Consider the following 23,610-nt stretch of genomic DNA (forward strand, 5'->3'; position numbering starts at 1 on the left):
ATTCATAATGTATTTTCGCCAAAAGCTTGGAGTGCGCAATGTCCCGTCCTGATCACCAGTTCAAAACCTATCAACTTGATGACCGCTACGCGCAGGTTCGTGGGCGCGTTTTTATGACCGGTACGCAGGCGCTCACGCGTATCATGCTCGATCAAGCGCGGCGGGACCAGAATGCAGGCATGAACACCGCCGGTTTTGTCTCGGGGTATCGCGGCTCCCCCCTTGGCGGCTTGGATCAGGAAATGTGGCGCATTGCGCCGCGGCTTGAGGAAAGCCGCATCAAATTCATGCCCGCCGTGAACGAAGATCTCGGCGCAACCGCAGTTCTGGGTGCGCAACAGGCGCATCTGGATCCGCACGCCGAAGTCGATGGCGTGTTTTCGATGTGGTACGGCAAGGGGCCCGGCGTTGACCGGTCTGGCGATGCGCTCAAACATGGCAACGCATATGGATCCGCGCCCAAAGGTGGCGTTCTTGTTGTTGCGGGTGACGACCACGGGTGTGTCTCGTCCTCCATGCCGCACCAATCAGATGTGGCGTTCATGTCGTGGTTTATGCCGACGCTGAACCCCGCCTCGGTCGCCGAATACCAAAGCTTTGGCGAATATGGATTTGCCCTGTCGCGGTTCTCCGGCACGTGGGTGGGCTTCAAGGCGATCTCCGAAACGGTGGAATCCGGTGCATCCGTCGATCTTTTGCCAGACCGAACCTTCAACCAGCCAGATTACACCGCGCCCGCAGGTGGGCTGCATGTGCGTTTGGGTGATCTGCCCTCACCGGGCATCGAAACGCGGATTCACGACAAGCTTGAGGCGGTCGAAGCCTTTGTTGAAGCCAACCCGATTGATCGCAAAATCTATGACATCGACGATGCGCCGTTTGGCATTGTCAGCACGGGCAAGGGGCATCTGGACCTGCTCGAAGCACTTCGTCTGCTTGGCTTGTCCGAAGAGAAATGCCGCCAGCTTGGCATCGACATATACAAGGTAGGTATGGTTTGGCCTCTCGCCCGCCGCGATGCGCTGGAGTTTGTGAAAGGCAAAAAAGAAGTCCTTGTGATCGAGGAAAAGCGCGGCATCATCGAAAGCCAGTTCAAAGAGGCGTTCTATGACTGGCCCGGTTCCAAGCCACAGCGAATGGTCGGCAAACATGACGAAAACCTTAAAGAGCTGGTGCCGTGGACGGGCGAACTGTCACCGCTGAAACTGGTGCCAATCATCGCCTCGCGGCTGGATGCGTTTTTCCCAAGCGAAGATCTCGTGGAGCGCGCCAAAGTCTTGACCAGCACGCCGGCGCCGGTGCTGAACGTGCCCGGCGCAAACCGCACGCCCTATTTCTGCTCAGGCTGTCCGCACAATACTTCCACCAAATTGCCCGAAGGATCCAAAGCGGCCTCTGGCATCGGCTGTCACGTCATGGCCAGCTGGATGGACCGCGACACCGCCGGATTTGCCCAGATGGGCGGCGAAGGGGTGCCGTGGATTGCGACGTCGCTGTTCAACGGCGGCAAGCATATCTTTCAGAACCTTGGCGAAGGCACGTGGTATCACTCCGGCTCTCTCGCGATCCGGCAGGCGGTCGCGGCCAAAGCCAATATCACCTACAAAATTCTCTACAACGACGCCGTGGCGATGACTGGCGGGCAACCTGTTGATGGGCCGGTGTCCGTCAGTGGCATCGCCCAAGCCGCCCGCGCCGAAGGGGTCAACCGCATCGCGCTTGTCTCGGATCATCCGGAAAAGTTCACCCGTGCCGATTTCCCCGCTGGCACATCATTCGACCACCGCCGAGATCTGGACACGGTGCAACGCGAATTGCGCGAGATCCCCGGCGTGACGGTCCTGATCTACGAACAGACCTGCGCCACCGAAAAACGCCGCAAGCGCAAACGCGGACAGATGGACGACCCCAAACGCTTTGTCATGATTAACGATCTGGTCTGCGAGGGCTGCGGGGATTGTTCGCTCGAAAGCAATTGTTTGAGCGTCGAGCCAAAGAAAACGGAGTTCGGCACCAAGCGGAAGATCAACCAATCCACCTGCAACAAGGATTATTCCTGTCTCAACGGCTTCTGCCCCTCCTTTGTCACCATCGAGGGCGGCGAGCGGCGCAAGAAATCTGGGGCAGGCCTGGATGTGGATAGTATGGTCGCAGACCTGCCCCGCCCCAAACTGCCCAATCTGGAAAAACCGTTTGACCTGCTTGTAACCGGCGTGGGTGGCACCGGGGTTGTGACCGTGGGTGCGCTGATTTCCATGGCGGCCCATCTCGAAGGCAAAGGTGCAAGCGTGCTGGATTTCACCGGATTTGCCCAGAAATTCGGAACTGTGCTGGGCTATGTCCGGTTGGCCGAAAGCCCCGATGCCGTGCATCAGGTGCGCATTGATGACGGCAGCGCGGATGCGGTGATCGGATGTGACATGGTGGTCAGCTCCGCACCCAAAGCCTCGGCACATTACCGCAAGGGCACACGGATCGTTCTCAACCGTGCCGAAATGCCGACCGGTGATCTGGTGCTGAATCGGGATGCCGATCTGCGCGTTGATGCCCGCGAAGATGTGATCGCGGGCGTGGTTGGCGCGGAAAACCTGTCAGCCTTTGATGCCAACGCAATGGCAGAGCGGTTGATGGGGGATGCGGTGTTTGCCAACGTCATGATGCTCGGCTTTGCTTGGCAAAAGGGCTTGGTGCCTGTTTCGCTTGATGCACTTTATCAGGCGATTGAATTGAACGGCGTTGCGCCAGACAAAAACAAAATCGCCTTTGCCTATGGCCGGATCATGGCCGACAACCCCGAACTGCTGACGCAGGACGAGAAAGCGCCGACAACAGATGAAAGCGTTTCTGCCCTGATCGAGCGGCGCATGGCATTTTTGACCGACTACCAGAATGCCGCCTATGCCGCCCGCTACCAATCAAAGCTTGAGAGCTTTGCGCAAACCGGGGCGAGCGAGGATATGATCCGTGCGGCGGCCAAATCCCTGTTCAAATTGATGGCGTACAAAGACGAATATGAGGTCGCGCGTCTGCATACCCAATCGGGCTTCACCGATCAGATCGCGCAGGGTTTTGAAGGTGACTACAAGGTCAAATACCATCTCGCGCCGCCGCTTTGGCCAACGGGCAAAGACACACGCGGGCGGCCTTTCAAAACGACGTTTGGCCCATGGATGGGCAAGACCTTTGGCCTGCTGGCCCGGATGAAAGGCCTGCGCGGCACTTGGGCCGATGTGTTCCGCTATGGTGCAGATCGCAAGCTGGAGGTCGCGCTGATCGGTTGGTTTGAAGAGGTGATGGCGCAGGTTGGCAACGGCGCGCTGAACGAAGAGGCCGCTCTTGCCGTTCTGACCGCCCCGATGGAGATCCGAGGCTACGGTCCAGTCAAGGAGAAGGCAGCAGTACAGGCCAAAGAGAAGATCGCGACACTGCTCAGCTGATCGGCGCATGGGGCAGAGCAGCCTTCCAACGCTCTGCCCAAAACCATTATCCGCGCATCACCTGCCCCTGCGGATCATAAGGTGACGCTGCGATCACCGTTGCAGGCCGTTCCACCCCGACCACATGCACCGAAAGTGCTGTGCCCTCGGCAGCGCTGCCGCGGTCAACCAATGCCATCGCCAGCGATTTGCCCAGACAATGCCCATAACCGCCAGAGGTCACAAAACCGACCTTGCGCCCGTCATGCCAAACCGGCTCATACCCGCTGGCATCCGCATCCAGCGCATCAATCTCAAGTGTCACCAACAACTTGTCCGGGCCTGCCCCGTCCCGCTCTGCCAGTGCTGCATCTTTGCCGATGAAATCTTTGGACCAGTCAATCCAACGGTCCATCCCCGTCATGCCCGGCGTGTAGCCTTGGGTGAATTCCGCCGACCAGATGCCAAAGCTTTTCTCAAGCCGCAGCGATAACAGGGCGTTGAACCCATATTCGATCATGCCGTGATCTGCCCCCGCCGCCAGCAGGTGATCACGCAGGGCTTTCAGGTCACCGGCGCGGCTGTGCAATTCGTATCCCAACTCTCCCGCGACTGACAATCGGCCGACTTTGCAGCGGATCAACCCCACGTCCATCTGCGCACAGCCCATAAACCGCAGGGCTTCCAGATCACCATCGCTCAACGCCGCTTGCAACACTTCGCGTGACTTGGGACCAGCCAGCGACAGCCCGCCCATTTCGTCACCCAGATCGCGCAGGTTCACGCCGTCCTGCATATGATCGTTAAACCACCGCATGTGCCATTGGCGCAGGTAGTAAGATCCGGTGATCCACCATGTGCCATCCCCCCAATTGAAGATCGTCAGATCCCCCTTCAGCCGCCCATCCTGCCCCAGCATCGGCGCCAGTTTCGCACGCCCCGGCGCAGGCAGTTTGGATGCCATCAGATGGTTGAGCCAGCCTTCTGCATTCGGGCCAGAAACCTCGAACCGGGAAAACGCGGTGATGTCCAGCAGACCAACGCCATCGCGCACCGCACGGCATTCCGCCCCGACAATATCATGGGCATTCGACCGCTTGAGAGACGGCGTTTCCTCAAACCCCTGCGGTGCAAAATACAGCGGCACCTCAAGATCCCAGCTTTGCCCCCATTTTGCGCCCGCCGTCGTCATATCGGTATAGGCTGCAGTGGTTTTAATCGGGCGGCCCGCAGGCAGTTGTTCGTTCGGATAGGTCATCACAAAGCGGCGCGAATAAAACTGCCCGGTGGTCTGCGCGATGTACTGTTTGTTCTCGGCCCAGATGCCGTAACGGGCCACATCCATGCCATAGACATCCGCCTCCGGCTCTCCGTGGATCATCCATTCTGCAAGGCTTTTGCCAACACCGCCGCCTTGCAGGAACCCGGCCATAACCGCACAAGCCGACCAATAACCACGCTTGCCCGGAACCGGGCCAACCAAGGGATTGCCATCGGGACTAAAGGTAAACGCGCCGTTGACCCATGTTTTCACACCCACATCCTGCAACGCGGGATAACGCTCAAATCCCAGCGTCAGCTCATGCTCGATCCGGTCCGTGTCTTCCTGAAACAGCTCCATCCCGTAGTCCCACGGGGCACCGTCCATCGCCCAATGTTCGGTATTCACCTCATAAATTCCCAGCAGAACACCTTTCTGGTCCTGCCGCAGATAGGTGAACCCTTCGAGGTCCACAGTCATCGGCACCTCGAAATCCAGTGCTTCAAGCGCCGGAATTGTGTCGGAGATCAGGTAATGGTGTTTGAGCGGCGCAACCGGCAATTCAACCCCCGCCATCCGGCCCACCTGTTTGGCCCAAAGGCCGCCTGCATTGACCACATGTTCGCAAGAAATTGTGCCTTTCTCTGTCACCACTTCCCACCCCTGGAGGGTCTGGTTCAGCTCAAGCACGCGGTTGTTTTCGATCACAGTTGCACCGCGTTTTTTGGCCGCGCCAGCGTAGGCATGAACAGTGCCTGTGGTGTCAATATACCCCTCGCGATCAGCCCACATGCCGCCCAACAGCCCGTCACCGGACATGATCGGGTTCAGCGCGACCGCCTCTTCGACACTGACAAGACGGCAATCCTCGATGCCGATGGACTGAAACGTGCGGTACGCCGATTGCAGCCATTCCCATCGGTCAGGGGTGCCTGCCATCGTCAAGCCGCCGGTCATATGCAGCCCGATGTTCTGGCCGCTTTCCTCTTCGATCTCGCTCAGCAGATCAATGGTATAGGCCTGCAAGGCCGCAATATTGGGATCAGCATTCAGCGCATGAATACCGCCGGCGGCGTGCCAGCTTGATCCTGCGGTCAGGACCGAACGTTCCACCAGCGCAACATCGCTCCAGCCAAGTTTGGCCAGATGGTAAAGCGCGGATGCCCCAACAACGCCGCCACCGATAACAACCACTCTGTAATGCGATTTCATGCCCGCTCTCCCCTCGTGCTGATAGGGTCAAGCAGACAAGCGCGGCGCGGGGCCCGTCAAGACCAATCGCGACACGGCCAAGAAAAAGGCGCGCACCCGGTCAGGGTACGCGCCAATAAACAGAGTTTATGATTTCAGATCAGGATGCTACGGCATTCATAAACCGGTCGCGGATCACCACAGGATCCTTGGTGATCACCGGCACTTTGATATTACCGCTGTCGCATTTCACCACCATGATCGTCATTTGCTTTGATGCAATCGCTGCCTCAAGTGCCGGACCGCAGTCCTTGTCCTGCACTTCGACCACATTCTCACAGCCGCAGGCTGTCGCCACAGCGGCCAGCGATGTCTTCTTGCCCGCATAGGTCGGCTGATCCCCGGTTGATCCATAAGACCCATTGTCGATGATCATTAGAACAAAGTTGTCTGCCACATTGTTGGCAATGGTCGGCAAGGTGCCAAAGTTCGTCAACACAGACCCGTCACCGTCAATCGCGATGACCGTTTTGTCCTGCGCCAAAGCCACGCCAAGCCCGATAGACGACGCAAGGCCCATGGTACCCAACATGTAAAAATTGGTCGGCTGATCGTCGATCATATGCAATTCCTGGCTGGGCAGGCCAATATTGCAGATCACCAGTTGGTCCCGCAGGATCGGTGCGATTTCTTTAAGAATTTCGGAACGGATCATCAGTAACCTCCCCAGAATGTTGCATCGGTCAGGATGGCGACCGGCTTGTTGCACATGAATGTATATTTCAGGATCGCATCCAATTCCTGCGCATCTTCTTGCTTGTGGAAATGATAGGTCGGGATGTTCAACTGATTGAGCAACGCCTTGGTATGCACCGCCATTTCAACCTGACAGGCGACCGGCTCTTTCAGCTCGCCGCGATAGCTGATCAGCATGGGCAGAGGCATCCGGTAGAACTGCGTCAGAGTTACCAGCGTGTTCACCGTCACACCAATCGCAGTGTTCTGCATGATGATGGCGGGGCGTTTGCCGCCCATGAAAGCACCAGCACAAAGCCCCATGCCCTCGTCTTCTTTGTTGGATGGGATGTGGTAGATCTCTGGCCGGGTTTCGACCTCGTCAATCACGCCAGCCAACTGCTTGCACGGCACGGTCGTTACAAATGAGATGTCATTGGCGACAAAGTCATCAACGATTTGTTTGGATATGGACAAAGTTAAACTCCTCTCGGTCCTGAGAATTCAGATGATACCACAAGCGACAATACTTAGCTGGCAGCGCCAAGATCAAACCGCTGATCCGGGAAATATTTTGCAAGGCGGACATCGGCAGATCGCGCGTGACCTTCCATGCCCTCCAGTCGCGATATGCGGGCCGTCGCCTCAGCCACGGGGCGGGCGCCCTCACGGGTTGCCTGCTGCCAGGTGACAATTTTCATGTATTTGTGAACCGACAAACCGCCCGTATATGTCGCCGCCCCGGAGGTTGGCAAAACGTGGTTTGTGCCGCTGGCCTTGTCGCCAAAGGCAACTGTGGTTTCCTCGCCCAGAAACAGTGATCCATAAGACGTCAACCGGTCCAACCACCATGGCAGATCTTCGGCCTGCACCGTCAAATGTTCGGGCGCATAGATATCAGACACCACTGCCATCTCTTCGCGGTCGGCGCACAGAACAACCTCGGCATAATCTCGCCACGCAGCCAATGCACTGTCCCGGTTCACAGGTGGCAAATCATCGATCATCCCCGGCACCATCGCCATCACGTTATCCGCCAGCTTGCGGTCATCCGTGACCAACCAGACCGGTGAGTTATAGCCATGCTCAGCCTGCGAAACGAGATCCGTCGCGACGATATGCGCGTCCGCACTGGCATCGGCAAGGATCAGGCTGTCGGTTGGGCCGGCCACCATATCAATGCCGACGCGGCCATAAAGAATGCGCTTGGCCTCGGCGACAAACTGGTTGCCCGGACCCACCAGAATATTCGCCTTGGGTTGATCAAACAGACCAAAGGTCATCGCCGCAATGCCCTGCACACCGCCAATAGCCATGATGCTGTCCGCGCCGCACACATGGGCCGCGTAGATAATCGCAGGATTGATACCCACATCAGGGCGCGGCGGCGAGCAGGCCATGATATGTTTGCATCCTGCCACCTTGGCGGTTGTTACGGTCATAATTGCGCTGGCGATATGGCTGTAACGCCCGCCAGGCACGTAACAGCCCACAGCATCCACCGGAATCACCTTTTGGCCCGCAGTCAATCCCGGAACGACCTCAATCTCAACGTCGCCAATGGTGGATTTCTGCGCCTCTGCAAACCGCTTTACATTGTCATGGGCGAACCGGATATCGGCCTTGACCTGATCGGACACCAACGCGGAGGCGGCGGAAATCTCTTCCTCTGTCAGCAGGATATTTCCGGCGTATTTGTCAAACTTGGCCGCATACTCAAGCGCTTTTTCTTCGCCGCCGCTTTCAATGTCAGACAGGATGGTTTGTACCGTGTTCTGAACATCGGACGATCCGCTTTGCGCTGTCATGCTGGCTTTTTTCAGGTAAGTCGGGGCCATTTCATGCGGTCCTTTGTTCGAAAGAATGAGGGCAAATCCTCTGCGCCCGCCAAAGGGAAAACAGTAGATTATGACTGTTCTTGGGGGGCTATTTGCGGCTTTGCAAGGCTTTCAGCCGTTTCGGCACCTCCATTTTCAAAAGCCGAAAACTGGCTTTCGAGGACTGAAATTCATGGGCCATTTTGACCCTGAATGGGGCTATCTTGTGCCGGAATTGTCGATGGCTCTGTCGCAGCTGCGGGGCATTCGCATACGCAGCCTTTGCCTTAAACCTGCCCTGCTCTTGACAGTTACGGCAGCATTCTCACCCTATGCCCAAATACAATCGTAGAGGCAGAGTTATGACAGTTCTTATTGCCGGAGGCGGGATCGCAGGGCTTGCACTGGGGTTGACCTGCCATCAGATCGGTGTGCCCTTCAAAGTGTTCGAAGCGGTTCAAACGCTGCGGCCCTTGGGCGTCGGGATCAACCTTCAACCCACCGCTGTCCGCGAATTGATTGATCTAGGTCTCGAAGCCGAACTGGAACAGATCGGTGTGCGCACCCAAGATTACGGGATGTTCACCCGCCATGGCGTGCATGTCTGGACCGAACCACGCGGGCATTGGGCGGGCTATGACTGGCCACAGTATTCTGTTCACCGGGGCAAATTGCACATGATGCTGTATCACGCGCTGATCGAACGGGCCGGGCCGGATGCCGTTGAAACCGGCTGGGCCGCAACCGGGTTTGAGGACACAGACGCAGGCGCGACCTTGCATCTGCGCAGCGCGGATGGCGAAACCCGGTCAATGGACGGTTCCGTGGTGATCGGAGCCGATGGCATCCACTCTGCGATCCGGGGCCAGATCGACCCGGACGAAGGCCCGCCAAAATGGGGCGGCACAATCATGTGGCGCGGCACAACGCTGGCCAAACCGTTCAAGACCGGTGCGTCCATGGTGATGATCGGATCAAAAGGTCTGCGCTTTGTGTCTTATCCGATTTCAAAGCCTGACCCAGACACCGGCCTTGCAGAGATCAACTGGATTGCGACACTCTTGCAAGATCCGGACGCCGATTGGAACAAAGAAGACTGGAGCCGCGAAGCTGACAAAAACGATGTCCTGCCCGCGTTTTCGGTGTTTGATCTTGATTGGATTGATGTGCCCGGATTGATCCGCGAGGCTGGCAAAGTCTATGAATACCCCATGGTGGACCGTGACCCGATGGACAACTGGCAACAGGGCTGCGTGACCTTGATGGGCGATGCCGCCCATGCCGCCTATCCAGTGGGATCGAACGGTGCAGGGTCGGCCATTATCGACGCCCGCAAACTGGGCGCGGCATTCCTGGCGCATGGCATCGGGCCCAAGGCGCTGGAAGTTTATGAAGCCGAGATGCGCCCGCAGACGGCGCAGGTGACCTTGATGAACCGTGTCGCGGGCCCGGATTCCATTCTGGATCTGGTCGAGCAACGCGCAGATGGCGCATTCACCGACATTTCCGAAGTGATGAGCAAGGAAGAGCTAGCCGCACATGCTGATAAGTACAAAGCGGCAGCAGGTTACGGGATTGAAGAAACAAATGCGCGCCCACGCACCATCGCCGAAGGAGCAAAGATAGGCTAAGCTCAATCAGAAAGATGTGCTCATTTCACCTTGGACAGGAATGCCTTGATTTCACGTTCTATCGCGCCTTGCTTGACCCGACGAAACACAAGATCGAGCCCGCCGTCGGCCAGCGTGCGGTGATATTCCTGCATTTCGTATTCGCCAGCCTCGTTGATAAAAAGCGAAAACGTCGAAAATGTGTCGCCACTGATCCGGGTCCAGACAAACGGTTCACCATTGAGGGGGTCCAGTGGCTCAGGCTTGCCAAACACATTGGTTTTCATCGCAGAGCCGTAGATGCCATCGCGAGGACTTGGCACAAATTCGATGGTATAGACCTTCTGCTTAATCCGCCCATCGCTTTTGTAGCTAACCGATGTCCAGCTCAGCTCAAAACCCGTTTTTGATGGTTTGATGGTGGTGCTCAGATCGCGGCGCTGTGCCTCGCCGTCCTGCACAAACTCAGAACTGCCTTCATAGACACCTGCAAAACGGCCAATTTCAGCGGCCAAAGCCAAAACCGGTAGGATGCTGAAAACCAGCGCAAGAAGCAGTCGATGAAGCGGCATGAATGATCTCATATATTATATGTAGTGGAGTTGCGGAAGATTACCAGAGGGGCGCGTTTCAAACGCCTCCGAATGACGTCAGATACAGCGCCCGCCGTCAACTTCCATGCAGACGCCCGTAACCATGCTGGCCTCGTCCGAACACAGATAGCAGGCGGCGTTGCCCATATCTTCGGGGGTGGAAAACCGGCCCAGCGGGATGGTCGACAGAAATTTGGCCCGCACTTCGGGTGTGTCTTCGCCCATGAACATCTTCAACAGCGGCGTTTCACCTGCAACCGGATTGATCGCATTGACGCGCACCCCGACGGGGGCCAGTTCGACCGCCATGCCCTTGGTCGCGTTGTTCATCCACCCTTTGGAGGCATTGTACCAGTTCAGTCGTGGTCGCGGGCTGACCCCTGCGGTTGAAGCCACATTCAAGATCGCCCCGGTTTTGCGGGCCTTCATCAAAGGCACAATGGATTTTGCTGTCAGGTAAACCGATTTGACGTTAACGGCGATAACCTTGTCAAAATCCTCTTCGCTGACCTCTTCCATCGGTGCGGGCAAATGTGTGGTGCCTGCATTGTTGACCAGAATGTCGATCTGCCCGAATGCCGACAATGCGGCCTGCGTCATCGCATCTACATCTGCGGCTTTGGCCACATTGGTGGTACAAACCCGCACCCCATCGCCCAGTTCTGCCGCCAATTCCTCTGCCAGTTCGGTGTTCAGATCCGCAATCAGAACCTTGGCCCCTTCGGCGTGAAATTTGCGAACAATGCCCGCGCCAAACCCTGATGCACCGCCGGTGACGATTGCTGTTTTGTTGCTTAGTCTCATTTGATCCTCCTAGCCGTGCAGCGCCGCGACGGTCTTGAGTTGTGAAAATCCGTAAAGCGCCTCAAAGCCCTTTTCGCGCCCGTGTCCGGACAGACCCGTGCCGCCAAAGGGCAGTTCCACACCGCCGCCCGCGCCATAATTGTTCAAGAACACCTGCCCCGCCCGCAGCCGTTTGGCCAGCCGCATCTGCCGCGCACCATCGCGCGACCAGACCGAAGCAACCAGCCCGAACGCCGTGCCATTAGCGATCTGAACCGCCTCTTCTTCAGTCTCAAATGGAATAACGACCTGCACCGGCCCAAAAATCTCATCCTGCGCCAACAGGTGATCCGGCTTCACACCCGCGAACAGGGTCGGCGCAACATAGGCGCCACCCGCAGGCGCATCCGAAACAACCTGCCCTTGTGCCGCGAGCTCAAGGTCTTTGCCTTTGATCAGAAACCCTTCAACAATCTCTTTTTGCCGCGCTGATACCAGCGGCCCGACATCAAGATCATGCATCGCAGGACCAGCACGCAGCGCAGAGTACCGTTCCGCCATACCGCTCAACACTTCGTCATACCGACTGCGGTGCACCAAAATACGCGAAGACGCCGAACAGGTTTGACCCGCATTTTGAATGCCCGCGTTGGTCAGAAACGGCAGCGCCGCATCCACATCCGCATCTTCAAACACCAGCTGCGGGGATTTGCCGCCCAGCTCAAGCGTGACAGGCACCACATTGGCCGCCGCCGCTGTCTGGATCAATTTGCCAACCCCGACGGAGCCGGTGAATGACACATGCCGGACACCCGGATGACCGGCTAGGGCCGCGCCCGCCTCCGCGCCCAACCCCGGAACCACGTTCAATGCCCCGTCCGGCAAACCGGCGCGGCGGGCAATCTCGGCAAAGGCCAGCGCGGTCAGGCATGCCTCTTCTGCCGGTTTCAAAACCGCTGCATTGCCCATTGCCAAAGCCGCCCCAACAGACCGCCCGATGATCTGCATCGGATAATTCCAGGGGATGATATGCCCCGTCACCCCATGCGGCTCCCGCAGGGTATAGACGGTATACCCATCGAGATAGGGAATGGTCGTGCCGTGGATCTTATCAACCGCACCGGCGTAAAACTCCATGTACCGCGCAAGGGCGATCACATCGGCTCGCGCCTGCTTGAGCGGCTTGCCAACATCCAGCGCCTCAAGCTCGGCCAGTTCGTCCACATGCTCCAACACCATCGCGCCGGTCTTTTGCAAGATCCGGCCCCGTTCAAATTGTGGCATCCGGCCCCAGTCACCCGAAAGCGCGCCCTCGGCCGCTGCAACAGCGCGATCAACGTCCGCTGCACCGCCACGTGCAATTGCGCACAAGGTCGATCCATCAGACGGGTTGCGCAGCGGTATGGTATCTCCGCCATCCACTGGGCCCCACTGGCCGCCGATGAAACACAAGCCGGGATCTATGCCTAAAGGTCGCAGGGTCACGTTTCATCCTCACTGTGCTGTCTGAACTGCGCCCAAGCTGCGGCAGAACCGCATCAATGAACAGCCCAAAATCGCATGAACAGGGTTTGGGTGCCCGGCTTCCCGCCGCTTCCAACCTAAGTTCAAAATTCGGCAAGCAAGGTGACTAAGTCACCGAAACTCGGACATCTTTGAGCTATACTAGTGGGAAACGATCACTCTGTTCCTGCGCCACTCGCGCAGCCCTGCCGGACCATTTCATGAATACATCCCTCGCCCGATTTCTGCCTATCCTCAGCTGGGGCCGCACCTATGACCGCAGCAGTTTCAGCAATGACCTGATGGCAGCAGTGATCGTCACGATCATGCTTATCCCGCAGTCTTTGGCCTATGCCCTGCTTGCCGGCCTGCCCCCCGAGGCAGGGCTTTACGCCTCAATCCTGCCCATCATGCTTTATGCGGTGTTCGGGACCAGCCGCGCCTTGGCGGTTGGCCCTGTGGCGGTTGTATCCTTGATGACCGCCGCCACCTTGGGCGAAGTCGCTGCGCAGGGCAGCGCCGGATATGCTGCGGCGGCCCTGACCCTTGCGGCCTTGTCGGGTGCGATCCTGCTTGCGATGGGCCTGTTCCGGCTTGGCTTTGTCGCAAACTTTCTGTCGCATCCGGTGATTGCCGGATTTATCACCGCATCCGGGCTGTTGATTGCAGCCAGCCAGCTCAAACATATTCTTGGTATCGACGCGCAGGGTCATACGCTTTTGGACCTGCTCGAAACCTTGATCCGGCATCTGCCGCAGACAAATTGGATCACCTTGATCATCGGCGCCAGTGCGATCGTGTTCCTGTTCTGGGTGCGCACAGGTCTTGCGCCGCTGCTTGCGCGGCTTGGTTTGCCCGATGGGGTCAAATCCGCCTTGGTCAAGGCCGGACCTGTCGCGGTTGTTGTCATGACCACATTGGCGGTTTGGGGTTTTGATCTGAATCAAAGCGGCGTGCAGATTGTCGGCGCAGTCCCGCAAAGTTTGCCGCCCTTTACCTTGCCACCTGTTCCGCTTGATCTGTTGCAACAACTGGTGTTGCCTGCCTTCCTAATCTCGCTGATCGGGTTTGTGGAATCCATTTCGGTCGCACAAACCCTTGCCGCGAAAAAGCGCCAGAGGATCGACCCGGATCAAGAATTGATCGGTCTGGGCGCGGCCAACATCAGCGCGGCGTTGACAGGTGGATTTCCTGTCACCGGGGGATTTTCCAGATCGGTTGTGAATTTTGATGCAGGCGCAGAGACCCCTGCCGCCGGAGCCTTTACCGCCATCGGTCTTGCCATCGCAGCGCTGCTGCTGACGCCGCTTATCTATTTCCTACCCAAGGCAACACTGGCAGCAACCATCATCGTTGCGGTGCTCAGCCTTGTGGATTTCTCAATCCTGTCCCGCAGCTGGCATTACTCCAAATCCGACTTCGCCGCCGTGGCGATAACGATCCTGCTGACCCTCGGCATGGGCGTCGAAGCGGGTGTCACAGCCGGTGTGCTGCTCTCGATCCTGCTGCATCTTTACAAGTCATCCAAACCGCATATCGCCGAAGTGGGCCGCGTGCCGGGCACCGAACACTACCGCAATATTTTGCGCCACAAGGTGATTACCGACCCCGCCGTCGTGACCTTGCGGGTGGACGAGAGCCTGTATTTTGCCAACGCAAGATTTCTTGAGGATCAGATCCACAACCGCGTCGCCCGTGATCCAGCTATTCGGCATGTGATTTTGCAATGCTCTGCCATAAACGCGATTGACCTCAGCGCATTGGAATCCCTTGAGATGATCAACACCCGCCTTAAGGAAATGAACGTTTGCCTGCATCTGTCCGAGGTCAAAGGCCCGGTGATGGACCGGCTGGGGGAACAACATTTCTTGCAAGAGATGACCGGCAAAGTGTTCCTGACGCAATTTGAGGCCGCCGAATTTGCCGCCAGCGCTGCCAGCGCAAAGGTTTCATCCTAGCGTCAAAGCGCCCCTTTACGCCGCAGGGCCGATAGCGCAAATTCGAGCGAAATCTCCGCAAAGGAATGATGATGGCAAATCCGCTTTTTGATGCTCTGTTTGGTCGCCACCAAGGCAAAGACACACCGTTTCTGCATTTGCCGGACGGCCAGACCCTGACCCATGCGGATTTTCTGGCTCGTACTGCGCGCTTTGCCAACGCATTTGCCGCATGCGGGCTGATTGCCGGGGATCGGGTTGCCGTGCAGATCGACAAATCAGCGGATGCGCTGGCCCTCTACGCCGCTTGCGTACAGGCAGGGCTGGTCTTTCTCCCTCTGAACACTGCCTACAAACCTGCCGAAGTAGACTATTTCGTCAGCAATTCGGGCGCGAAGTTGCTAGTCTGTGACCCGGCCAAAGCAAGCGGTCTGTCACCCGTGGCCAAGGATGCGCAGGCACGTCTCGAAACGCTGGACGGGTCGGGCGGCGGTACTTTGGCAGACTTGGCCGAGGCCCAGTCCGAAACCTTTGTTGCAGTAGACAGATCACCGGATGATCTGGCCGCGTTCCTTTATACCTCCGGCACCACAGGCCGGTCCAAAGGCGCTATGCTGAGCCAAGCCAACTTGCTCAGCAACGCCGAAACCCTCAAAGAGTTCTGGCGTTTTACCGAGCGCGATGTCCTGCTGCATGCATTGCCGATTTTTCACACGCACGGGCTGTTTGTTGCGACCAATATCATCCTGCTTTCAGGCGGATCTATGGTCTTCCTGCCCAAGCTGGATGTGGATGAATTGATCCGGTTCATGCCCCGCGCCACCAGCCTTATGGGGGTGCCGACGTTCTACACCCGGCTGTTGGATCATCCCGGTTTTACCAAGGATCTGACCTCACATATGCGATTGTTCATCTCGGGGTCTGCCCCCCTGTTGGCGGAAACCCACAAGGCGTTTGAGGCCCGAACAGGCCACCGGATATTGGAACGCTATGGGATGACCGAAACCAATATGAACACTTCAAACCCCTATGACGGGGACCGCCGCGCGGGAACGGTCGGGCATCCCTTGCCAGGGGTAGAATTGAAAGTGGCAGACCAGTACAGCGGGACAACCCTGCCAGATGGCGAGATTGGCGTGATCGAAGTGCGCGGGCCAAATGTGTTTCAGGGCTATTGGCAGATGCCGGAGAAGACCGCCGCTGAACTGCGCAGCGACGGGTTCTTTATCACCGGCGATTTGGGGCTGATCGACGATCAGGGCTATGTGCAGATTGTCGGACGCAGCAAGGATCTGATTATTTCGGGTGGATACAACATCTATCCCAAAGAGGTTGAGTTGGTGTTGGATGACCAACCCGGTGTGCTTGAATCTGCTGTGATCGGCGTACCACATGACGATCTGGGTGAGGCGCCGCTGGGCATTCTTGTACGCGAAAAAGGCGCGGAGCCGGACAGCGAGGCGATTTTGGCTCAGCTTAACTCCGACCTCGCGCGGTTCAAATGTCCGCGCAAATTGATCGTCGTGGACACCCTGCCGCGCAATACTATGGGCAAGGTGCAAAAGAACCTGCTGCGTGAAACCTATGCGGATGCCTTTGACAGTTAGGCGGTGTCAGACCCGCGCCAGATCATGAACCGTCCGCGCATCGCTGGCTGTGCCGGTGTTTACCGTGCTGGCCGGTTCCAGCAGAACCACCTCACAACTTTCTGACAGGGCTACGGGGCAATGCTCAACGCCGCGCGGCACCACGATAAATTCGCCCTCTTCGATGATCTCTTCGCGGTCGCGAAACTTCATCAAAAGCCGTCCACGGTGCACCAGAAACAACTCGTCCTCATCATGGTGGAAATGCCAGGTGAAATCCCCTTCCAGTTTGACCAGTTTGATCTGCATGTCGTTGATCTGACCCGCAACCCGAGGAGACCATGTGTCTTCGAATGACCCAAATGCACGGTCGAGGCTCTTTTTGCCAAAGGGTGAAATATGCCCGTTCAGCTCTGCCACATCTCGGACAATTGCGCCCAGTTGCGAGGCCAGATCATTAGCCTCAGCCGGATAAAGGCCATCAAGCGCCGCAGTGCCAATGGTAAAGCCTGCCGCCCCCGCATCCCGCACATCGGCAATCCGCGAAGGATCAGCGATGGAACCCGCCGCGATCACCGGCTTACCAGCGGCAGCGCAGACCGCACGGATCAACGCAGGCACATCGGTATTGGACCGATAGGCCAGCAGATCCAGCCCATCCACCCCGTCCCGCGCCGCCAGTTCAGCGGCGCTTTTTGCGATCTCTTCGATGCTGCCTTGCAGGACACTGGGATGCCCCTCAATCCGACCGGGAAACGGATAATAGGCGATGCCCCGCCCCGCCAGAACCGGCAGCACCTCATCAACCCGTGTACCGCCAAGCAGGACATCGACCCCGATCTCAACAGCCGCACGGGCGGAGCGCACTTCACTGTCCTGATCAAGAGAAACAACCTCAAGATAGGACGTCGCCCCCTTGGCCTTGATCGTCTGGTTCAGCTCCTTGAGCGCGGCCACTGGCAGGCCGACATCCTTGAACCCCACATGCCGCACACCCAAGGCCAAAGCGGTCGCCAAATGCGCGGCCGCATCCTCCACCGTGCGGTCGTTGCGGGTCAGCATGAAGATGAAACGCAAGCCCATGTTATGGCCTCCCTATTGGTGATGCAGTTGACACTGATACAATATACGCCGCATCGCCATCCGCATAGAGGACCGGACCGCTGCGGTAGCTGGCCTAAACCAACGCCCGCGTGATCATGACCCCCGCCCATGCAGAAAACCCGGTGAGAACCGCGCCCCAAAGGCTATCGACGATAACCTGCGTCATCGACCAATCCCGCAGGGTTGCATAATTGGTAAATTCATAGGTGCCATAGGCCATCAGACCAAGCAAAGCACCGCCAATCAAAGCCGCAACCGGGTCACCATCGCGCAGGGCAGGCAACGCCACGAACCAAAGCACCCCCGCGACATAGCCAAGATAGAAAACCGCCGCTGGAACGACACGAAACGGATCGGCATACAAATGCGCGATGTGCCGGTCGAACACCGGCTTAATCAGCATCCTCAGGCCAACGGCATCCGCCGCGAAAAATACCAGAGCAGTCGACAGGTAAAGAACAAGAATTTTCATGGCTTTGCTTCTTTCATCAATCTGGGATCAGCGGGTCAAACGCCCGGTCAGTGGCAGCGCCGCCCAATAAGGCAGCGCGCTCAACCACTTGAGCGGCCACGTGAGGCGGCGCGGGAAATGCACTTCGAAAGATCGGCCCAGCAAACCTTTGATGATCTCCTCCGCCGCGCGTTCGGGGGTGACCATGGCGGGCATGTCAAAATCATTCTGAGCGGTCAGGCGGGTCTCAACGAAACCGGGGTTGATCAGCCGGACATCCACCTTTCCCGACAGTTCTGCCCGTAGGGTCTCGGCAAGGTTAATCACCCCCGCCTTGGTTGCGGAATAAATCTGCCCCTGAGGCAATCCGATGTAGCCTGCCACCGATCCGCAAAGCGCCATCTGCCCACCTGCACGCAGAACCTTTGGCGCCACCTGCGCCACATGAAACGTCCCGGCGAGGTTCACGGTGACAATCTGCGCGGCCTTTTCTGCATCAAGGTCTGCGACCTTGCCCGGATCATAGATCGCCGCCAAATGCACAACCCGGTCCACAGGGCCACGTGCTGCAATCGCCTGCGCGGCCCGATCAAGGCTGTCACGATCCGACACATCAAGCGGCTGCGCCACATGGTCCGGTCCCAGTTCAGCCGCAAAAGATGCAAGTTTGTCTTCGGACCGCGCCGATAGGATCAAACGCGCGCCTTTGGCCGCCCACGCGCGGGCCAAGGCCGCGCCGATCCCGTCACTTGCCCCGATGATCCAAACGGTTTCTCGGTCAGACATGGCTCAGCTCCACTTGCACCACATTGGTCTGCTCTGCCTTGAACGAGGCCGCACAAGCGCCGAGATAATAGCGCCAGCTGCGCAGGAACGCGTCGTCAAAACCAAGTGCCCGGATCTTGCCGGATTGCTGTTCGATACGGTCATCCCATACCGCGCAGGTGCGGGCGTAGTCCTGACCAAACGCATGGCTGTCGGTAACCCTGAGGCCGGCCCGCCGTGCCTGTTCGCGGATCGCCCCATCGCACAACAGCAAGCCACCTGGGAAGGTATGCTGCCGGATGTAATCTGCGGTCCGGCGGTATGTGTCGAAATAGTCGTCCGAGACCGTGATCGCCTGCACCACGGCGCGGCCCCCTTCGGCGAGCCGGTTTTTGAGCATCGCAAAATAGGTGGGCCAGTACTTTTGACCAACCGCTTCAATCATCTCAATCGAAACGATGCCATCATAACGCCCAGCACTGTCGCGATAGTCCTGCAACCGGATGTCGGCCCGTCCATCCAGGCGCGCATCGGCATAACCTTTTTGACTACGCGAGATGGTCAGGCCGGTCACATGACGCCCGCTGTCCGCAGCCCGCTCGGCAAAGCCGCCCCAGCCACAACCAACCTCAAGCACATTCTCAGCTTCGCCAAGTCGGTTCAGAATGCGATCATACTTGCGGTTCTGCGCCCGCAGCAGATCGTTGTCGCCCGCCGCAAACATCGCTGATGAATAGGTCATCCCTTCATCCAGCCAGAGTTGGTAGAATTCGTTGCCAACATCATAATGGGCCCGGATATTTCGCGCGGCGCCACTGCGTGAATTGGCGCGCAAGATCTGATTGACCACGCGGTATTTCAGGTTCGACCAGAACCCCGCATAGGCATAGCCGCGGAATTGATCCAGATTGAGAATGGCAACCTCAACCAAGTCGGCGATTGAAGAGGTTTCCCAAAGACCAGCGACATAAGTCTCTCCCAGCCCAATGTCGCCACGTGCCGCGATAGATGTCACAACAGACCAATCGTAAATGCGCATCTCGGCAGCAGGAGACCCCGCGCCAAAGTCATAGATCTCGCCCTCTGGCGTGCGCAGGCGCAGACTGCCCGTGTTGATCCGGCCGCATGTGTCCAGAAAGTCCCGCTTCACACGGTTTGTTAGAAAAAGCATCAGCTTACCTCGGTCTTGGGCGGTGTTGGGCGGGACCGGTAGTTGGCCCCCTTGAGTTTCAGGATCAGAGCTTGCCAATAGATCAGGCCAATGGTGCGCATCGCTCCAAGGGGGCGGCGCAGGCTGGCTTTGATCAGGTCTGGGCTGGTCATCGGTACGCGGGGGCCGGACAGTGTCGCGACCACACCTTCCTCACCGTTTTTGTGAATGATCCGGATCGCAATCTGGTCTTCGCGAATGTCGAACCCGAATTGATAATGCCCCGCGACGTCCTGATAGGGCGACACGTGCAACCATTTCGGCTTTTCGATCCGGCTCTCGCCGGTGATCGGCGCAAAACCCGGTAGGTGGCACAAATAGCTGTGCCGGTCATGGAACGGCGTGGAGACTTCAGCAATCACCGCAACCAGATCCGCCCCCCTAAAGGCCAGCCAGAAACTGACCGGATTAAACACATAGCCCAGAAACCGCGGTTGGGTCAAAAGACGCAGATCCACGCCGCGATCCGGCAGACCATTGGCCCGCAACGCCGCACGCGCCCACGCAGGACCACGGCCTGCCCCAAGTGGGCCACCATGATCCACGTCGTGCACCGCGCTGAAATTGAACCTGTTGCGGGAAAACAAGAACGGGCTGCGCTGATCCTGCTCTGGGTCAATCATCACGTAATCAACGCCGTACCGAAAACCATGCCGCACAGCACCCTTACGGGTATGGGTCGTCACCCCTGAGATATATTCGGGTACGGTTCTCATGCGAACTGCCGATCCATCAGACGGGCAATCCGCGCGGCGCTGGCAAAACCATCCTCATGGAACCCGTGGCGGGTATAGGCGCCCGCGAACCAAGTGTTGTTTTGCCCCTGCAGATCACGCAACTGCTGTTGCGCGTTCAGGGCAGCGGTATCAAACACCGGATGGCGGAATGTTTTCTGGTCGTAGATCAATTCATCCGGCACCGGGTCGGAGGGGTTCAACGAGACGAACAGCGGGTCATTCTGCGGGATATTCTGGAGCCGGTTCATCCAGTACGTCACGCCGATCGCCGGCTCTGGCCGCGTGGTATCGGCCTTGTAAACCCAGCTGGACCAAACCGATTTGCGGCGCGGCATCTGCGCCTCATCGCGGTGCAGGATCATCTGGTTGTCCTGAAACCGGATCGCCGACAGGGCCGCCTGTTCCTGCGCTGTTGGCTGCTCCAGCAGACGCAATGTTTGATCGGGATGACAGGCAAAGATGACCTGATCGAATGTTTCATCCGGCGCATCTGCGGTGCAAACCGTGCTTTCTACCGCGTTTCGGCGCACACCCTGTACAGGGGCATTGGTGCGCAAAATCGCGCCGCGACCGCGCAGATGTTGCTCCAGACGGCGGATATATTCGATGCTGCCGCCATCTACTGTCCACCATTGGTGTTGTCCATGTGTGCTTAGCAATGCGTGGTTGCGGAAAAACTGGATGAGGGCACGTGCCGGAAAAGACCGGATTTTTGCGGGCGGCGTTGACCAGATCGCACCACACAGCGGCATCAAATAGTAGCGCTGAAACCAATCGCCAAGCCTCAGATCATCCATGAACTCGCCAATGGTCAGCGAGGTCTCATCTGTCATCGCTTCGGCCTTTTTGTTGAACCGCAAAATGTCTCGCACCATGCGCGAGAACCCCGGCCGAAGCATATTGCGCGGCTGCGCCAAAAGCGCTGAAAGACTGTTGAGCCCATATTCGATCTTGCCGTCATTGATCGACGCGCCAAAACTCATGTCACTTTTGGCGACAGGCACATCGAGATCCTGAAACATACGGGTCAGATGCGGATAATTGGCATAGTTGAAGACAATAAAACCAGTATCGACCGGTTGATCCCCGTTCCGGCCTGCCATCACAGTCCGCGCGTGCCCGCCCAGTCGCGGCGCGGCCTCATAAAGAGTGACCGCATGATGCGGCGACAGAAGATAAGCCGCAGCCAGTCCAGATATCCCTCCACCAATGATAGCGACACGTTGCGGGCGGATGGGAAGGGCATCAAATGACATGTAGGCTCCAGTGCTTATTCCCTAGTGTTACGAGGCGCAAAAAAAGTTGGATCAAAAATGATCCGACTTTTATCGGCCCCCGTAATGAGATTATGCTGATTGCGAGCCTAGATACCCCTCCCACGCTCAAACCGCCCCCGGCGCGGTTTGGAAAGGACATGACACAGGTGACGAAACCGTCCGCCCAAGTCTCTCCACAGACAACGTGGATGCTATTGGTACGCGACCAACGCGACCGCGATGCCTTTGCGATGCTGTTTGATTATTTCGCACCGCGCCTGAAAGGTTTTATCATGCGGTCCGGCACCGGCACCGGGCAAGCCGAAGAGATTGTGCAAGAGGTCATGCTGACCGTCTGGCGCAAATCGGCGCAGTTCGATCCCGAGCGTGCGCAGGTTTCAGCATGGATCTACCAGATCGCGCGCAACCGCCAGATCGACGTGATCCGCAAAGAAAACCGCCCCATGCCAGAAGAATTGGCCGAAGATCCCGAGACCGAGCCAGATGCCGGTCAGATCCTCGCCGTAGAACAAGAGGCAGGGGCACTGAAAAAGGCGTTGTCGCTGCTCAAGCCCGACCAACGTGAAATCATTGAAAAAGCCTATCTGGGGGAGCTGACCCATCAGGAGATCCGCACCCAGACGGGCCTACCGCTTGGCACAATCAAATCCCGGATCCGTCTGGGGCTGGAACGGTTGCGCCATGAGCTTAAGGACATGCGTTAGATGACCGCAATCAATCACCATATCTCCGACGATCTGCTTGCGGCCTATGCCGCTGGAACGTTGCCCCATCCTTATGCCGTGGTCGTGGCCGCGCATATTTCGCTGTGCCTCGACTGCCGCGCAGGTTTCGAGGCGCATCAGATGGCGGGCGGCGCCCTACTTGAAGCCGCGAACAGCGAAGCTGTCTCGGGCAATCTGAAGAACAGCACTCTGGCCCTGCTGGACGCCCCCGCACCGGTCGAAAAGACCTATGCACGGTCCGGCGTCTATCCCGGCCCTGTCATGGAGGCGCTCAAGGGTAAGCCGCCACGGTGGAAATCATTGGGCCTTGGCGTGCGGCAATGCATCCTGTCCGGTGATCGCGAGGGATCTGTGCGATTGCTCTATATCCCGCCCGGACAAGCGGTGCCTGATCATTCGCACAATGGGTTGGAGTTGACGCTGGTTCTTCAGGGCAGCTTCAGCGATGAAACCGGGCGCTTCGGCGTTGGCGACCTTGAGATCGCCGATCAGGATCTGGAGCATACTCCAATTGCGGATGCCGGCCCGCCTTGTATCTGTCTCGCCGCAACGGATGCTCCTTTGCGTTTCAACGCGCTGTTGCCAAGATTGTTGCAGCCACTGTTCAAGATCTGATCGGTTTTCGCAGTCGTTGACTCGATGTCGCCAACCGCTTGCCCTTCGCCGGAGGTGCAAGCGGATGCGGCGTAAGCTCAGTTTGCCAAAACAACTCACACGGTCAAAAGCGCCAACCGCTCAAAAGGGCGCAGACGAATCGCGCGCGCCGCTCGACCCGCGACCAAATTGGGTGGTTTCACCAACCCCTTGATACTTTTCGGATTTCAGTGGTGAGCCGTGCAGGATTCGAACCTGCGACCCACTGATTAAAAGTCAGTTGCTCTACCAACTGAGCTAACGGCCCACTGGGCG

19 protein-coding genes and 1 tRNA gene are annotated in these 23,610 nt (G+C 57.9%); 6 read left to right on the top strand and 14 right to left on the bottom strand.

The features are described from left to right. Nucleotides 1-38 precede the first annotated feature (38 nt). Nucleotides 39-3,437 (top strand): indolepyruvate ferredoxin oxidoreductase family protein, encoded by a 3,399-nt coding sequence (locus tag C8N31_RS01765; RefSeq protein ID WP_025047228.1) that lies wholly within the window; start codon nt 39-41, stop codon nt 3,435-3,437. A 46-nt stretch (nt 3,438-3,483) separates the two neighbouring features. Here the strand turns inward: C8N31_RS01765 and C8N31_RS01770 are convergent, their stop codons facing one another. From C8N31_RS01770 to hisD, 4 genes are all read right to left on the bottom strand, one after another. Beyond that, a complete protein-coding gene (locus C8N31_RS01770; RefSeq protein ID WP_025047229.1) occupies nt 3,484-5,889 on the bottom strand; it encodes a GcvT family protein in 2,406 nt (801 codons plus the stop codon). A gap of 139 nt (nt 5,890-6,028) precedes the next feature. Next, nucleotides 6,029-6,583 (bottom strand): sulfopyruvate decarboxylase subunit beta, encoded by a 555-nt coding sequence (comE, locus tag C8N31_RS01775; protein ID WP_025047230.1) that lies wholly within the window; start codon nt 6,581-6,583, stop codon nt 6,029-6,031. After that, nucleotides 6,583-7,080, bottom strand: a complete 498-nt coding sequence (gene comD, locus C8N31_RS01780; RefSeq protein WP_025047231.1) for a sulfopyruvate decarboxylase subunit alpha — start codon at nt 7,078-7,080, stop codon at nt 6,583-6,585. Before comD ends, comE begins: the two co-directional genes overlap by 1 nt. A gap of 53 nt (nt 7,081-7,133) precedes the next feature. Continuing rightward, nucleotides 7,134-8,441, bottom strand: a complete 1,308-nt coding sequence (gene hisD / locus C8N31_RS01785) for a histidinol dehydrogenase (protein WP_025047232.1) — start codon at nt 8,439-8,441, stop codon at nt 7,134-7,136. A 341-nt stretch (nt 8,442-8,782) separates the two neighbouring features. Here hisD and C8N31_RS01790 point away from each other — a divergent pair, with 341 nt between their 5' ends. After that, entirely contained in the window at nt 8,783-10,051 is a 1,269-nt protein-coding gene (locus tag C8N31_RS01790) for a flavin-dependent oxidoreductase (RefSeq protein ID WP_025047233.1), read from the top strand. 20 nt (nt 10,052-10,071) lie between these two features. Here the strand turns inward: C8N31_RS01790 and C8N31_RS01795 are convergent, their stop codons facing one another. From C8N31_RS01795 to C8N31_RS01805, 3 genes are all read right to left on the bottom strand, one after another. Beyond that, on the bottom strand, nt 10,072-10,602 hold the full coding sequence (locus C8N31_RS01795; protein ID WP_025047234.1) for a hypothetical protein: 531 nt from the start codon (nt 10,600-10,602) through the stop codon (nt 10,072-10,074). A gap of 78 nt (nt 10,603-10,680) precedes the next feature. Further along, nucleotides 10,681-11,427 carry an SDR family oxidoreductase gene (locus tag C8N31_RS01800; RefSeq protein ID WP_025047235.1) on the bottom strand — a complete coding sequence of 249 codons (747 nt, stop codon included), beginning with the start codon at nt 11,425-11,427 and terminating at the stop codon, nt 10,681-10,683. 9 nt (nt 11,428-11,436) lie between these two features. After that, nucleotides 11,437-12,891: an aldehyde dehydrogenase family protein gene (locus C8N31_RS01805; protein ID WP_025047236.1), complete on the bottom strand. Its 1,455-nt coding sequence runs from the start codon at nt 12,889-12,891 to the stop codon at nt 11,437-11,439. A gap of 239 nt (nt 12,892-13,130) precedes the next feature. Here C8N31_RS01805 and C8N31_RS01810 point away from each other — a divergent pair, with 239 nt between their 5' ends. Together C8N31_RS01810 and C8N31_RS01815 are read left to right on the top strand one after the other, a co-directional pair. Beyond that, nucleotides 13,131-14,867: a SulP family inorganic anion transporter gene (locus C8N31_RS01810; protein ID WP_025047237.1), complete on the top strand. Its 1,737-nt coding sequence runs from the start codon at nt 13,131-13,133 to the stop codon at nt 14,865-14,867. 71 nt (nt 14,868-14,938) lie between these two features. Next, nucleotides 14,939-16,453, top strand: a complete 1,515-nt coding sequence (locus C8N31_RS01815) for a malonate--CoA ligase (protein WP_025047238.1) — start codon at nt 14,939-14,941, stop codon at nt 16,451-16,453. A 6-nt stretch (nt 16,454-16,459) separates the two neighbouring features. Here the strand turns inward: C8N31_RS01815 and C8N31_RS01820 are convergent, their stop codons facing one another. The 6 genes from C8N31_RS01820 to C8N31_RS01845 form a co-directional block, all read right to left on the bottom strand. Beyond that, nucleotides 16,460-17,515: a cupin domain-containing protein gene (locus C8N31_RS01820; RefSeq protein ID WP_025047239.1), complete on the bottom strand. Its 1,056-nt coding sequence runs from the start codon at nt 17,513-17,515 to the stop codon at nt 16,460-16,462. A 94-nt stretch (nt 17,516-17,609) separates the two neighbouring features. Beyond that, nucleotides 17,610-18,008, bottom strand: a complete 399-nt coding sequence (locus C8N31_RS01825) for a DUF2177 family protein (protein ID WP_025047240.1) — start codon at nt 18,006-18,008, stop codon at nt 17,610-17,612. Between the two features lie 27 nt (nt 18,009-18,035). Beyond that, nucleotides 18,036-18,773 (bottom strand): SDR family NAD(P)-dependent oxidoreductase, encoded by a 738-nt coding sequence (locus tag C8N31_RS01830; RefSeq protein ID WP_025047241.1) that lies wholly within the window; start codon nt 18,771-18,773, stop codon nt 18,036-18,038. Continuing rightward, nucleotides 18,766-19,923 carry an SAM-dependent methyltransferase gene (locus C8N31_RS01835; RefSeq protein WP_025047242.1) on the bottom strand — a complete coding sequence of 386 codons (1,158 nt, stop codon included), beginning with the start codon at nt 19,921-19,923 and terminating at the stop codon, nt 18,766-18,768. The genes C8N31_RS01830 and C8N31_RS01835 overlap by 8 nt, the downstream gene beginning before the upstream one ends. Further along, nucleotides 19,923-20,678 carry a DUF1365 domain-containing protein gene (locus tag C8N31_RS01840; protein ID WP_025047243.1) on the bottom strand — a complete coding sequence of 252 codons (756 nt, stop codon included), beginning with the start codon at nt 20,676-20,678 and terminating at the stop codon, nt 19,923-19,925. Before C8N31_RS01840 ends, C8N31_RS01835 begins: the two co-directional genes overlap by 1 nt. Beyond that, nucleotides 20,675-21,955 (bottom strand): NAD(P)/FAD-dependent oxidoreductase, encoded by a 1,281-nt coding sequence (locus C8N31_RS01845; RefSeq protein ID WP_025047244.1) that lies wholly within the window; start codon nt 21,953-21,955, stop codon nt 20,675-20,677. The genes C8N31_RS01840 and C8N31_RS01845 overlap by 4 nt, the downstream gene beginning before the upstream one ends. A gap of 158 nt (nt 21,956-22,113) precedes the next feature. Between C8N31_RS01845 and C8N31_RS01850 the strand changes: the two genes are divergently transcribed. Further along, on the top strand, nt 22,114-22,680 hold the full coding sequence (locus tag C8N31_RS01850) for a sigma-70 family RNA polymerase sigma factor (RefSeq protein ID WP_197021497.1): 567 nt from the start codon (nt 22,114-22,116) through the stop codon (nt 22,678-22,680). Further along, entirely contained in the window at nt 22,681-23,316 is a 636-nt protein-coding gene (locus tag C8N31_RS01855; protein WP_025047246.1) for a ChrR family anti-sigma-E factor, read from the top strand. Between the two features lie 210 nt (nt 23,317-23,526). Here C8N31_RS01855 and C8N31_RS01860 read toward each other — a convergent pair. Next, a tRNA-Lys gene (locus C8N31_RS01860) sits at nt 23,527-23,602 on the bottom strand. Nucleotides 23,603-23,610: the final 8 nt, after the last annotated feature.

It is taken from the genome of Sulfitobacter mediterraneus (genome assembly GCF_003054325.1).
Taxonomy (GTDB): Bacteria; Pseudomonadota; Alphaproteobacteria; order Rhodobacterales; family Rhodobacteraceae; genus Sulfitobacter; species Sulfitobacter mediterraneus.

Excerpts from the sequence above, each read along its gene's own strand:
- C8N31_RS01765 (WP_025047228.1), top strand. The coding sequence starts at position 39 with ATGTCCCGTCCTGATCACCAGTTCAAAACCTATCAACTTGATGACCGC.
- C8N31_RS01770 (WP_025047229.1), bottom strand. The coding sequence starts at position 5,889 with ATGAAATCGCATTACAGAGTGGTTGTTATCGGTGGCGGCGTTGTTGGG.
- comE (WP_025047230.1), bottom strand. The coding sequence starts at position 6,583 with ATGATCCGTTCCGAAATTCTTAAAGAAATCGCACCGATCCTGCGGGAC.
- hisD (WP_025047232.1), bottom strand. The coding sequence starts at position 8,441 with ATGGCCCCGACTTACCTGAAAAAAGCCAGCATGACAGCGCAAAGCGGA.
- C8N31_RS01790 (WP_025047233.1), top strand. The coding sequence starts at position 8,783 with ATGACAGTTCTTATTGCCGGAGGCGGGATCGCAGGGCTTGCACTGGGG.
- C8N31_RS01795 (WP_025047234.1), bottom strand. The coding sequence starts at position 10,602 with ATGCCGCTTCATCGACTGCTTCTTGCGCTGGTTTTCAGCATCCTACCG.
- C8N31_RS01800 (WP_025047235.1), bottom strand. The coding sequence starts at position 11,427 with ATGAGACTAAGCAACAAAACAGCAATCGTCACCGGCGGTGCATCAGGG.
- C8N31_RS01810 (WP_025047237.1), top strand. The coding sequence starts at position 13,131 with ATGAATACATCCCTCGCCCGATTTCTGCCTATCCTCAGCTGGGGCCGC.
- C8N31_RS01815 (WP_025047238.1), top strand. The coding sequence starts at position 14,939 with ATGGCAAATCCGCTTTTTGATGCTCTGTTTGGTCGCCACCAAGGCAAA.
- C8N31_RS01820 (WP_025047239.1), bottom strand. The coding sequence starts at position 17,515 with ATGGGCTTGCGTTTCATCTTCATGCTGACCCGCAACGACCGCACGGTG.
- C8N31_RS01825 (WP_025047240.1), bottom strand. The coding sequence starts at position 18,008 with ATGAAAATTCTTGTTCTTTACCTGTCGACTGCTCTGGTATTTTTCGCG.
- C8N31_RS01830 (WP_025047241.1), bottom strand. The coding sequence starts at position 18,773 with ATGTCTGACCGAGAAACCGTTTGGATCATCGGGGCAAGTGACGGGATC.
- C8N31_RS01835 (WP_025047242.1), bottom strand. The coding sequence starts at position 19,923 with ATGCTTTTTCTAACAAACCGTGTGAAGCGGGACTTTCTGGACACATGC.
- C8N31_RS01840 (WP_025047243.1), bottom strand. The coding sequence starts at position 20,678 with ATGAGAACCGTACCCGAATATATCTCAGGGGTGACGACCCATACCCGT.
- C8N31_RS01845 (WP_025047244.1), bottom strand. The coding sequence starts at position 21,955 with ATGTCATTTGATGCCCTTCCCATCCGCCCGCAACGTGTCGCTATCATT.
- C8N31_RS01850 (WP_197021497.1), top strand. The coding sequence starts at position 22,114 with ATGACACAGGTGACGAAACCGTCCGCCCAAGTCTCTCCACAGACAACG.
- C8N31_RS01855 (WP_025047246.1), top strand. The coding sequence starts at position 22,681 with ATGACCGCAATCAATCACCATATCTCCGACGATCTGCTTGCGGCCTAT.